The organism is Neobacillus driksii (assembly GCF_013409995.1).
Taxonomy (GTDB): Bacteria; Bacillota; Bacilli; order Bacillales; family Cytobacillaceae; genus Neobacillus; species Neobacillus driksii.
Window position 1 is genome coordinate 99701 of sequence record NZ_JACCBX010000002.1, and the last position, 12782, is coordinate 112482.

The following is a 12782-nucleotide window of genomic DNA, read 5'->3' on the forward strand; positions in this document are numbered from 1 at the left end:
TCTAATATCAAACAGGAGAAGGGTATACTACTAGATAAAATGGATTCCTAATTGAAAGCAGGGTTTAGGATGATTATCGAGATTAAATATAAAAAACTAATGTGTGATATCGGAAAACGAGTGTATGAAAAAGGATTCGTTGCTGCCAATGTTGGAAATATCTCTGTCCGCATTGATGATAATGAATTCTTAATTACTCCGACCAATGTAAGCAAGGGAAAACTGACCCCTGAAATGATTATAAAAGTAGATGGGGCAGGAAATGTCATTGAAGGTGATTTTACACCTACCACGGAAATGAAAATGCACCTCCTTGTATATCACGAACGTCCAGATGTACATGCCGTTTTACATGTTCATCCTCCATATGCAACAGCCTTTGCAATTGCTGGGATTCCCCTAAATCAAGCCATTATGCCTGAAGCAGTTGTTTCCCTGGGAACGATTCCACTCGCAGAATACGGAACACCTTCAACAGATGAGGTTCCTAAAGCAATCAAAACACATGTCTACGATCATCAAGGTGTGTTATTAGAAAACCACGGCGCCTTAACATGGGGGAAGAATTTAGAACAGGCATATTATTTAATGGAATCATTAGAGTTTACTGCAAAAATAAATTGGATATCCAGGCAACTCAAAGGGGACCGCGAACTTTCAAAAGAGAATGTGGCAAAACTCATCGATATTAAAGCGATGAGGGGACTAGAAGGAATCTCACCATTAGGGGTTGATGTACCTGAAGGCACGCAGGCAAAGAAAGTAACCGCGGTGAATGAACAGACTTTATCTGATCGGGATATTGATTTAATTGCAGACCGGGTGACAACCAGTGTCCTTAACGCCTTAAAAAAGTAACTTTATTTGCTTTTCTAGAATACTTTTACTAAACTATTTTTAAACTGTCACATATTTGGCATATACAATCTGTATTTCAACTTACTTTATAGTGTAAAATCGATGTAGCATATTATTGAATCAAGGGGGTTCGGGGTATGGTGAAGAAAGTCATTGCTACTGTTGTGCTAATAGCCTTACTTGGAGTTGCGATCGTGCAGGCTATGGATAAAAAGGCTGAACCCGAAAATGTAGTCCAAGAAGCAGCTAACATGGGCGGATTAAAGGTTGGGGCAAAGGCTCCAGATTTTGAACTTAAAACATTAGCCGGCGATACCGTTAAACTTTCCGATTTTAAAGGAAAGAAAGTTATGCTCAATTTCTGGGCAACTTGGTGCCCGCCATGCAAAGCAGAAATGCCAGCCATGGAGGAGTTTCATAAAGAAGCTGGGAATGATGTTGTTATTCTAGCCGTAAACATTGACCCACATTTAGATGTAAAAGCTTTTGTTGATGAAAATGGAATTACTTTTCCGATTCCGTTAGACGCGGAAGACACAGTAAATGAAACGTATCAAGTTCTATCGATTCCAACAACGTATTTCATTGATACAAAAGGGAATATCGGAAACAAATATATTGGCGCGATGAATCTTGACGCAATGAAACAGTATGCAAAGGAACTGAAGTAGACAATGGATTGTGATCCATTGTCTTTTTTTATTACAGTTTAGCCCTTTAATGCTTTATCGTAGACTTTTCTTTATAATTTTCAAAAAGTTGTAATAATTGCAACCGTTTCCGGGCATAATAACTGTTAGAATAGGTCATAAGGAAGGTGATATTTATGAGAAAGCCTAGAAAACGTTCTTTTGCAGAACTTGTATCCGAAAATAAAAGTCAACTTTTGAAAGATAGAGCTGCGATGGAAAAAATTGAAATGCGTTTAGAAGAAAAGCGCCTTGGTAAAGCAGAATAAACTCACATAGATTACCAATCATGTTCCTCCTTTAAAACGGACAAAATGTTAAGGAGGAGGGATATTACATGAGTAATCCAAAACATAGTCAACAGGGTTTCAGCACCGATGAACTTGGAAATAAGTCACAGCGCTACGGTGGCAACAAAGGGAAAAAGTATCAAGATACATCTGGTAAACATGCACAAGTAATCCAAACTAAAGGTGAATAATCATTGGACAAGACCCGCAAGGCATATGCCAGCGGGTCTTTTTTATAGCAAATATTTTCTGTGATATTTTTTTCACTTCGAAACAAACTATATCTGTACCACGACACCATGAAGGAGGAACCATTCCATGACTTATAACAACAAACCGAAACCAGATGATCGAAGTGATAATGTAGAAAAGCTTCAATCTATGATTCATGATACAATTGAAAACATTGAAGCAGCGGAAGAATCACTAGCATTTACCGATAGTGAAACACAGCGACAGCAAATTAAAGCAAAAAACGAAAGACGCCGTGAAAGCATTGAATCCTACCGATCAGAAATCAAGGATGAAGTTTAATTAAGAATTCAGGACCTGTTCATTTCGTACAGGTCCTTTTTAATTGAGTTTTTATTTAAGGCACACTGTTGATTGGTTCGGAAGGCGCGAAGACACCTCGAAAATGCTATCGCATTTTCTTCGTGCGTGGGCGGATTCGTGGATGTAATATTCAATGTCCTGCGGGAGTACGGGGCAGGGGAAGACCCCGATGATTCGTAGAAACTATTTAAATTTTGGGCTCATGAACGCTTCATGAGTCCTGATTTCTTCGAGATAGTACGATTATGGTCTTCATAAACGCTACATGAAGCCTAATTTCTTCGAGAAGTTACAATTATGGGCTTCATAAACGCTTCATGAAGCCTGATTTCTTAGAGAGGTTACACTTATAGGCTTCATAAACGCTTCATGAAGCCTAATTTCTTCGAGAAGTTACAATTATGGGCTTCATGAACGCTTCATGAGGTCTGATTTCTTCGAGATAGTACGATTATAGGCTTCATAAACGCTTCATGAGTCCTGATTTCTTCGAGAGGTTACAATTATGGGCTTCATGAACGCCTCATGAGTCCTGATTTTTTCGAGAAGTTACAATTATGGGCTTCATGAACGCTTCAGGAGCGCAGCGCCTCGTGACAGGCAAAGTCCGCCTGTCCCTGCGGTATTTATTCAAAGAAGTTTTCCTTAGTGGAGCGGAAATCAGCAGTCCCATTTTTATTAGACCTTCGAATTTCGTTTCAGTGAACAGGTTGTGGTAAGATAAAAGGGAAATTTTGAAGAAGAAGTGATCCTAATGATAAAACAACAAACAAACACGTTAAACAATAATGATAAATTACTTCAGTGGGAAAATGAACTGAATGAACAAGGGTTTATTTCCAATGAAAATGAACTCTTAACCGCCATACGTAGTGAATCAAACCCTGTTCTACTATCAAGGATGTTAACCGTTGCTGCCTTATCACGTCTAGAGCGTAAGAACCAAGATTCATTAGCTTCGGCGTGGCTTCACAAAGCATTAGAACTACATCCGGAGAACACCAAGGCAAAATCTTACTTCATTCAATACGATTGGAAAAAGAAAAAAGACATTTTGGATGTTCTCACGTTTCCAGCCATTCGGGAAACAGATAATCGAACAGCAAAGAAAAAGGTTGCAGAACAATACATACAAATTTGTCAAAGCTTCTTAGCAGAGGCAGATAATCAGGTGGAAGATCTCACAGAAAAGATGAATCTTGCTGATACGCTTGGAAACACGACGCTTTTACTTCAATACAAAGAACTAATTGAACTGCTGTCTACCGTGATTGAGATTAGTGGTAACCTTCTGAAGGCTGCTGAAGAGTATGAGGAATCAATTAAAGGAGTCTTTCATACGGCGACTTACTTTGATGACTTAAAATTACATTTATCTAGTCTCGAAGACATTAAAAAAGACTGGCAGAGGGTCTTTTTGATGGAAGAAGATGAGAATCAAGATACAGCTAATGCCTTAGACGAGTTAAATGAAATGATTGGAATGGATGTTGTCAAAAAACGAGTCAATGATTTTTATCAATTTTTAAAATACCAGAAGGACCGTAAAAAACTCGGATTCCAAACAAAAGATGAATTAAGTCTTAATATGGTTCTGACTGGAAATCCTGGTACCGGAAAAACAACCATCGCACGTTTATTAGCAAAAATCTATCATGAGCTTGAGGTCCTGCCACGGCCAGAAGTGATTGAGACAGACCGATCCCAGCTCGTTGGGGCGTTTGTAGGTCAAACAGAAGAAAACGTTAGAGCGGTCGTTGAGAAAGCGATTGGAGGCGTTCTGTTCATTGATGAAGCCTATAGTTTAAAACGTGAAGGACAATCAGGAAATGATTATGGGCAAACAGCGGTTGATACCCTTGTTTCACTTATGACCGGAAAGGAATATGGTGGGAAATTCGCTGTTATTCTAGCGGGATATCCAGATGAAATGCGTATCTTTTTAGATGCTAACCCAGGATTAAGGAGCCGCTTCCCACAATCGAATCTTATCCATTTGCCCAATTATTCCAATGAGGAATTACTTTTAATCGCCGACAAGATTGCCTCTGAAAATGATTATATCCTTACGGAAGAAGCGAAGATAGAAATCAATCATCGCCTTGAACAGGAACGGGTAGATGATACATTTGGTAATGCAAGATCCGTGCGTAATATTGTGTTGGATGCGATCTTTAAGAAAGGGTCTGATCATCCCCTTTCAAATGAGGATATTCTCACCTACACGTTATTAGATAAAAAAGACTTTGGCGTCGAGAAGGATGAACATCGGGAATCACCTTTCGAAAAATTAGAACGGTTAATAGGCCTGACAGAGTTAAAGGGTGAATTGGAGACACTCGTTTCTTTTGTTAAAATGCAGCAGTTTAGAAAAGAAAAAAAGCTGCCGACGGTACCCATTCAGCTTCATTCCGTATTTACAGGTAACCCGGGAACGGGTAAAACGACTGTGGCTAAAATTTATGCGGAGCTCCTAAAAGAATGCGGGATGTTAAAAAGAGGTCATTTAATTGTCGCTAGCAGGGCAGATTTTGTTGCGGGATACGTCGGTCAAACCGCAGGAAAAACAAAGAAGAAGATACGAGAAGCGCTTGGCGGGGTGTTATTTATTGATGAAGCCTATTCACTCTTAAGCCAGACAGCAGGTGATTTTGGTAAAGAAGTAGTAGATACCCTCGTTGATGAAATGACCAAGCATAATGAAAATCTAGTTGTCGTGCTTGCGGGTTACCCAAAAGAAATGGACCTGCTATTAGAGAGTAACCCTGGGCTGCGCTCTCGGTTTAAGAAATTCTTTCTGTTCCCGGATTATTCAGCGGTGGAGCTGCTAGCGATTATCGAGACCTACGTAGAAAGCTTTCAATACCAATTAACTGAAGGGGCCAGAACTCTTTTGAAACAAAGTATTGAGAATCATACGTTCGAAGGGAACGGAAGATTTGCTACCAATTTGGCTGATGAGATGATACAAGCGCAAGCAATGAGGCTCATGGGAGCACCACAGGAAGAGGATATATTAGAAAAAGCCATTCATATTGAAGGTGAAGATGTGGAAAAGGCGCTAAATAAATTTCCTTTAAATAGGGAAGGGGAATAAAGAATGGATAATGTATTTATTTCAACGAGAGAAATTCAACTTTTATATGCAGATACTGACATGATGGGAGTCATCTATCATGCAAACTATTTGAAATACTTTGAGCTCGGTAGAAGCGGGTTAATTGAGGATCTTGGATATAGTTATGTAGACATGGAAAACGCAGGGTATTTTGCTCCGGTTTATGACATTCAAGCAACCTATAAAAAGCCGTTACGCTACGGCGATCGGGGTTTTGTAAAGACTTGGATTGAGAAAAATGACGGGCTAAAAACTGTATATGGCTATTCCATTATAAATGGCGATGAGGAAGTTTGTGCAGAAGGAACATCGACTCATATTGTGGTCAAAAAGGACAACTTTAGACCAATCGCATTTAAAAAGGCGTTCCCTGAATGGTTCCTGAAGTATGAAGAAATAAAGAAAAAGTAATGGAATGAGCTTTGGGGTGAGTTTATGGCTTTTGGGATTAAGAGACAAGAAGTAAAAGAGTGGAAGCAAAAAATCGATGAGGGTGAAATCGCATTTTTAACTCATTATTGGCTGGATGACCGCTTCCCCGGAAGCAAAACGGTTACCAAGGTAGGCTGCCATGACCTTGAAAAACTGGCTGAATGGGGAAGGAAGTATGGGTTGAAAAAGGAATGGATTCACCACCGCCGTGACGGATATTCACATTTTGATTTAATCGGAGAAAGACAAAAAGAAATTTTACATAAAGAAGGATTACAGAAACATATTTGGGGATAAAAAGGGAGATGAACCATGATGAAACTGGGAATCATCGGGCTTGGCGATATTGCGAAAAAAGCTTATCTGCCTGTTGTTAGTAAACTGGCTAATGTGGAAATCCATTTATTTACTAGAAATACCGAAATATTAATGGAAATAAGTAATCAATATCGCTTTTCAAATACTCATTCTAGTCTTTCTTCTATCATTGAAAGCGGGATAAAAGGAGCATTTGTTCACTCGTCAACGGAATCACATGAAAGTATTGTAAGACAACTCTTACAGAACGGTATCCATGTTTATGTAGACAAGCCTATTACCTATCACTTGGAAACTACCAAGGAGCTTGTTGAATTAGCAGAGGAAAAAGGTCTAATCTTGATGACTGGTTTTAACAGACGGTTTGCCCCGTTTTATCAGACCATTGCCGAAGTGAATGAACCAAATATGATTATTTTGCAAAAGAATCGCCATGCACTACCTGGTACGATTCGGTCCTTTGTTTATGATGATTTCATCCATGTTATCGATACGGTCCGTCACCTGTTTAAAGGTGAAATTGAGGATATTATCGTTCATGGAAGAGTTAGGAATGAAATGCTTTATCATGTTGTGGTTCAATTGATCTCTAAAGATATGACAGGTCTGGCTATTATGAATCGCGACAGCGGGGCTGTTGAAGAAAAGCTAGAGGTCATGGGAACAAATGAAAAAAGAGTTGTTCATGATTTAGACCAATTAACGATTTATCGTGATCAGAAAGAAATAGCACTTTCTTTTGACAACTGGGATTCTACTTTATATAAAAGAGGATTTGAACAAATAGTCGCAGAATTTATTAATGCGATCCGCACTAACAAATTCCCATCTATTACAGCAAGTGATTCTTTAATAACTCATGAAATATGTGAAAATGTGATCCATCAACTTGAGAAAATGTAAGTAGAAAGCACACATGATGATACAACCTCATGTGTGCTTGATTTATGTTGTTTATGCTTTTTTATAATCTAATACAGGCTCTTCATATTTTTTGTGTAGGTCAATCATTAAATCGTGGTCATCGAAATACCATAAATCTTTTTCTTCAACATAAAAAGTGATTCCATCTACGGTTGTCTTTGCACCAATATCATTGGGTTCATCACTAGAAATCCCAAGCGAAAAACCTTTCTGTACCGGGCTATACCCGCCATAACGTACATAGAAACGAACAAAATCACCGTTTTTTAAATTTAGTTCTTGTTTATACCACGCTGCTGCTGCACTGCTGATTTGGATGTTCATCTGTTTCTCCTTTCAAAAATACCTCTATAGTTATTATATAATAAAGCTTCTCTAATTATCGATGATGTTGCTTCACACTATAAGATTGGCAGTTGAATCCAGCCATTTAAGAAAGAGAATAGTAACACCACCCAATGAACCAAAATAGCAGGCAAAATGCTTTTATATTTTGTTGTTAAAAAACCAAATATCCAGCCTAAAATTAAATATATCAGAAGAACGGCGGTAGAGAATCCAAATAGTGTAGTATTAACACTAAAGGCGAGACTAGTAAATAGTATAGCTCTTGTTTCACTCGTAATCTTAATCATCTGTGTTAACAAAATACCGCGCCAAATGACCTCCTGAACGGTAGCATGAATAAGTGAGAAGGTGAGAATGGAGAAAAAAACGTCGAAACCATCCTTTATTAAATATAACAAAAGAAATCCTGTAACAATAAAAAGCAAAACGATATATAGGATACTAAAAGATTCCGGTTTTTTTAAAAAGAAGCTAAGCCTTTTATTGAATTGTTTGATAACATAACACATCGATAGGATTGGAATGGTGAACAAGATTTGGTTGATGATTACCCGAAAGAAAGGATCCGCAACCATACCATCGATAAACTTATCTAGATAAATGACAATAAAATTGCCCCCAAAGAAGGAAATTACGACCCATGCAAATAAACGATTCTCTTCCTTGAGGAATGCTAGCAACAGTAATAAACCAAGGATTCCCCAAAAGAAGGGACTATAATAATTCCTGGTAAAAAAATAGACTAAGACAATAAATAACAAAGATAAAAAATTGCCTTGATAATCGTTTTGTTTCATTGCGAAACATCCTTCCAAAATACCCATAAAAAGGCCCCGAATTAACGGAGCCATTGAGTCATATGATCTTGAATTTCCTGATATTTACCCGAAGCATTTTCAAGCCCAAAAGAGCCTGCATTTTCAAGGGGGACTACTTGGTAATTTCGATTTCTTTGGCTTGAAACATAGGTTGGATAAAAAGCAGGGTTTGCCAATTCAATTTTCTTTCCTGTTTCCGTAACCTGTTTCGTTATTTCAACTGTAGCCATACCGCCAATATCCTTATAGTCACGAACCTGTCCAGAAATGAAGTTACCCAAGGAATAAATAACGAATGAGTTTCTGCCATCTTCTGTTTTAATCCATTCCATTGGCTGAAGCACGTGAGGGTGAGAACCAAAGATGATATCTACACCTTCATTTGCTAGAAAATTAGCCAAGTCCTTTTGTTCACTTGTGGGAATTCGCTGGTACTCATTTCCCCAATGAATACTCATTATTATAACATCAGCTTCTTTTTTAGCTCGTCCAATTTCTTCACTCATGATATCACGGTTAATCAGGTTAACTAAGAAATCCTTGCCATCTGGCACGGGTATTCCATTTGTACCGTATGTATAAGATAGAAAAGCTAATTTAAATCCATTTTTATGAATGATTGTAAGCTTGTGCCGATCGTCTTGATTAAGATAGCTTCCAACATGAGGCAGTCCAACACTATTTAAATAATCTGTAGCGGATAGAATACCTCTTTCACCCTTATCTAACGTATGATTGTTTGCAAGAGAGACGATATCAACACCTGTATTAACAAGTGCATCTGCGACTTCATGAGGACTATTAAACATGGGATAACTTGAGACACCAATATCAACGCCGCCTAACATACTTTCCTGATTCGCCGTAAGAACGTCTGGCGATTCTAATATACCTTTTACATTTTCGAAGATAGGATTGAAATTATACTGTGCTCCATTAAAGGCGTCCTGATAAACCGTATCATGAATCAAAATATCTCCGATGGCCCCAATGGTTAGTTTTTCTGTCAATGTCCTGCCCATTACAGATTGTGTTCTAGTAGCATGCTCACCTATAGGATATATTTTGTCTGCAGCAGCCTGATTATTATGTTGTTGTATAAAAAGCACCGAAGCAAGTACAATACACGCAGAAATGATGAATACAGACGTTATCACTGCTTTTTTTCTCATAATTTCTCCTTCATGATCTGTTTTAAGGCAAAATATTTTAATCCTGTCTACCAATACTATATTATATTTATATGCTATATTTCGACTTTTTCCTGCAATTTTCGAAAAAAATTAAGGAAGTGGTTTGTGATGTTTACCATAACCGAGAGTACAAGCAAGGTATTAGAAGATGTAATCGAGAGAGAAAGGCAGACCCCTCAGGAGGAACTTTTCGTCCGATTGAGCATGGGAGTCGGCTGAGGTGGTCCAAAACTAAATCTGTCTCTGGAAGAGCGGAAAATTACTGGCGATCAGCTATTTGAATTTTGCAGGGTAAAAATCCTCATTCATGATCAGGATTATGTACACTTTGACAAGACAAAACTTGACTATAGCAGGAATGAAGACGGTAAATTTACATTTAAGCTGCTAAAAATATAAAACGGAGTTTCCGATTGCGGAACTCCGTTTTGATCAAGTTTATGATTCCATTTCTTCGAAAAAATCAATCAGTTCGTCAAAATTCTTGGTTATTTTGTATGGAAACTTCTCCGGCAAGTCATCTATTAACGACAAATTCTTGGTTATTCCCGTCTGTAACGTCTGTTGAAAACAGAATGGTTTTATTAAGATCAGACATGATCATCCCTCCATGGGTCTATTACTATTATTGTACTTTACCAAGTGGAAAGAAAATGACTGTAATTTTGAATGTTTCATGAAAAATGGCTTTAAGGAACCAAACTCGATTCCTTAAAGCCATTTAATTTTTGGTTCGGTTTTATTCATGATTCGTCTTATATTAGCCCGATGTCGATAAATCACAAATGAAGCCAAAAGTGTTACAGCGATTAATAACGGGATGTCCCCATCAATGCAAGCATAAATTACAGCAAACACGCCTGCAATCATCGACGATAGAGATACATATTTTGTAAAATAAAGACTGGCAAAAAAGACCAGGAATATCATTAAAAACATCAGCGGCGCACAAAACAATAAAACGCCTCCAGACGTTGCTACTGCTTTTCCGCCTCTAAAGCCAGCAAAAATCGGATAGGTATGTCCGATTACAGCAAAAACCCCTGCGAGTAAAGGATTGATATCAATTCCAAACAATACAGGCAGGTAAGCGGCTAACGTTCCTTTAAGGATATCAGCCAAGGTTACAGCGATACCAGCTTTTACACCTAATGTTCGAAAAGTATTTGTTCCCCCTAAATTTCCACTCCCGTGTTCACGAATATCTGTTTTATAAAAAACTTTACCAATAATTAAACCTGACGGAATGGACCCTAGCAGGTAGGCGAGTAGTAGAACTAAAATAATTTGAACCATCAACGAATTCTCCTTCTATAAATAGTGCATGTCCTGTTATTTTACCATGTATTGGTGAAAAAACACTACTCAATTTTTCGTGGATACCGTACGATAGAAGTGAGGAGGAAAAACGATGGCACAAATTGAATACCAGAAAAAGAAATCATTATCACCAAAATGGATTTTAGGAGGATTGATGATTGCAATTCTATTTATTGCGTCTTCTATTCTTTTTTTATTATATCCGTTTGCCTCAAAAGAAAGATTAACTTATTTTACCGAAAAGAATCCAATCCTTTTCGAAGGAAGTCAGCGAGGAAATGCACTAATCGAAGGGGATTCTATCTTTCTTCCACTTACATTTATGCAGGAGAACATAGATAACAGCATTATTTATGATGAAAAATCAAAGTCTATCATCATTACGACTGCAGAAAAGGTTATCCAAATGCCAACTGATTCCTTAACCTTCTTTGTTAATCAACAGCCGGTGGAGCTTCAAGTATCACCGATTATCTTGAAAGAAGGCAAAATATATGTAGCACTTGATCCATTGCTCGCCTATTATCCAATCCAGTTTAAGATCTTGGAGGAAACGGGAGCTGTTTGGATTCAAAAAAACGGTGACCACTATGTACAAGGTGAAATAACGGCTGAAGATGTTCACCCGGAAAAGCTGCGATTACGCTTGAATCCTTCTCTAAAAGCACCGTATACCGCGGAAATGTCTAAAAAAGAGACTGTAATGATTGAGGCCGAGGAAGAGGATTACTACTTAGTAAGGAAAGAAAATGGAGTGAGTGGATATATCAACAAGAAATATGTAAATAAGAACAAAGAGGTTACCATTACAATCTCACAAAAAAATGAAACAGCATCTATTCCAAACATTAATGGACCCATTCAATTAACCTGGGAAGCCGTATACACGAAGAATCCGGATCATACCCAAATACCGGATATGACGGGTGTTAATGTTGTGTCACCAACTTGGTTCTCCTTAACTGGAAATGACGGGACAATAAGTAATATAGCGTCCTTAGAATATAGTAAATGGGCACAATCTAAGGGATACCAAGTATGGGGATTATTTTCAAATGCATTTGATCCGGTACTGACGCATGAAGCGTTAAAGGACTTTGCAACACGGCAAAAGATTATCGTCCAGCTGCTTCATTTCAGTCAAATGTACCAATTGCAGGGGATAAACTTTGATATTGAAAATGTCTATCCCGCAGATGGTCCACTTGTTACTCAATTAATGCGGGAAGCAGCACCGTATTTACATGAAGCAGGGTTAGTTGTTTCGATGGACATTACGTTTTATGCTGGTGAAAATAATAATTGGTCATCCTTTTATGAAAGGGAGAAGCTTGCCAGTATTGTGGATTACCTTATTATTATGGCCTATGATGAACATCCGGGATCGTCTCCTGTTGCAGGCAGTGTATCAAGCCTTCCATGGGTAGAGACGAACCTGCAAAACTTGTTAAAAGAAGTACCAAAAGAAAAGTTAATACTAGGTGTCCCTTTATATACTAGATTGTGGAAAGAACAAATAAATGAAGATGGTACAACAGAGGTTTCCTCTCAATCTATGTCAATGGCGAAGGTAAAAGAATGGCTTGCCGAAAAAGGGATACAGCCTGTTTATGATGAGGCAAGCGGTCAAAATTATGCTGAATATCATGCCGAAGACGAGAATGCCACCTATAAGGTATGGATTGAGGATGAATTATCGTTAACGAAACGAGCAAACCTTACAGCCAATTATCAACTGGCAGGCATGGCTTCCTGGTCGAGAGCTTTTGGAGACCAGACGGCGTGGACTGCGATGAGTATCGACCCAAATAAGGCAGTGACACAAAAATAGACCACTTAGCTGGTCTATTTTTTTATTTTTCAAAATAATATTCTGTCTAAGTTAAGAACAATTAGAGTCTATTTTATTACAAATATAT

General features: G+C 38.1%; 14 protein-coding genes. 10 read left to right on the forward strand and 4 right to left on the reverse strand.

The window, feature by feature from the left end; genetic code table 11:
* The first annotated feature begins 69 nt into the window (after positions 1 to 69).
* The 9 genes from F4694_RS03725 (at position 70) to F4694_RS03765 (ending at position 7163) form a co-directional block, all read left to right on the forward strand.
* On the forward strand, positions 70 to 858 hold the full coding sequence (locus F4694_RS03725) for a class II aldolase/adducin family protein (protein WP_179595563.1): 789 nt from the start codon (positions 70 to 72) through the stop codon (positions 856 to 858).
* Positions 859 to 995: 137 nt separating this feature from the next.
* A complete protein-coding gene (locus F4694_RS03730; RefSeq protein ID WP_179595564.1) occupies positions 996 to 1529 on the forward strand; it encodes a redoxin domain-containing protein in 534 nt (177 codons plus the stop codon).
* Between the two features lie 155 nt (positions 1530 to 1684).
* Positions 1685 to 1816: an FbpB family small basic protein gene (locus F4694_RS03735; protein WP_034672833.1), complete on the forward strand. Its 132-nt coding sequence runs from the start codon at positions 1685 to 1687 to the stop codon at positions 1814 to 1816.
* A 68-nt stretch (positions 1817 to 1884) separates the two neighbouring features.
* A complete protein-coding gene (locus F4694_RS03740) occupies positions 1885 to 2028 on the forward strand; it encodes an acid-soluble spore protein N (protein ID WP_179595565.1) in 144 nt (47 codons plus the stop codon).
* A 127-nt stretch (positions 2029 to 2155) separates the two neighbouring features.
* A complete protein-coding gene (gene tlp, locus F4694_RS03745) occupies positions 2156 to 2371 on the forward strand; it encodes a small acid-soluble spore protein Tlp (RefSeq protein WP_179595566.1) in 216 nt (71 codons plus the stop codon).
* Between the two features lie 775 nt (positions 2372 to 3146).
* Positions 3147 to 5489, forward strand: coding sequence for an AAA family ATPase (locus tag F4694_RS03750; protein WP_179595567.1), 2343 nt, complete (start codon positions 3147 to 3149; stop codon positions 5487 to 5489).
* Positions 5490 to 5492: 3 nt separating this feature from the next.
* Positions 5493 to 5921, forward strand: coding sequence for an acyl-CoA thioesterase (locus F4694_RS03755; RefSeq protein WP_179595568.1), 429 nt, complete (start codon positions 5493 to 5495; stop codon positions 5919 to 5921).
* Between the two features lie 24 nt (positions 5922 to 5945).
* The gene (locus F4694_RS03760; RefSeq protein WP_179595569.1) at positions 5946 to 6239 is read left to right on the forward strand and encodes a hypothetical protein; all 294 of its coding nucleotides are present in this window, start codon (positions 5946 to 5948) and stop codon (positions 6237 to 6239) included.
* Between the two features lie 15 nt (positions 6240 to 6254).
* Positions 6255 to 7163, forward strand: a complete 909-nt coding sequence (locus F4694_RS03765) for a Gfo/Idh/MocA family protein (protein ID WP_179595570.1) — start codon at positions 6255 to 6257, stop codon at positions 7161 to 7163.
* Positions 7164 to 7214: 51 nt separating this feature from the next.
* Here F4694_RS03765 and F4694_RS03770 read toward each other — a convergent pair whose 3' ends face one another.
* From F4694_RS03770 to plsY, 4 genes are all read right to left on the reverse strand, one after another.
* Entirely contained in the window at positions 7215 to 7508 is a 294-nt protein-coding gene (locus F4694_RS03770) for a HesB/YadR/YfhF family protein (protein ID WP_179595571.1), read from the reverse strand.
* A 77-nt stretch (positions 7509 to 7585) separates the two neighbouring features.
* Positions 7586 to 8329: a CPBP family intramembrane glutamic endopeptidase gene (locus F4694_RS03775; RefSeq protein ID WP_179595572.1), complete on the reverse strand. Its 744-nt coding sequence runs from the start codon at positions 8327 to 8329 to the stop codon at positions 7586 to 7588.
* Between the two features lie 41 nt (positions 8330 to 8370).
* Entirely contained in the window at positions 8371 to 9522 is a 1152-nt protein-coding gene (locus F4694_RS03780) for a CapA family protein (protein ID WP_179595573.1), read from the reverse strand.
* Between the two features lie 732 nt (positions 9523 to 10254).
* Positions 10255 to 10839: a glycerol-3-phosphate 1-O-acyltransferase PlsY gene (gene plsY, locus F4694_RS03785; protein WP_179595574.1), complete on the reverse strand. Its 585-nt coding sequence runs from the start codon at positions 10837 to 10839 to the stop codon at positions 10255 to 10257.
* A 115-nt stretch (positions 10840 to 10954) separates the two neighbouring features.
* Between plsY and F4694_RS03790 the strand changes: the two genes are divergently transcribed.
* Positions 10955 to 12694 carry a glycosyl hydrolase family 18 protein gene (locus tag F4694_RS03790; RefSeq protein ID WP_179595575.1) on the forward strand — a complete coding sequence of 580 codons (1740 nt, stop codon included), beginning with the start codon at positions 10955 to 10957 and terminating at the stop codon, positions 12692 to 12694.
* Positions 12695 to 12782 lie beyond the last annotated feature (88 nt).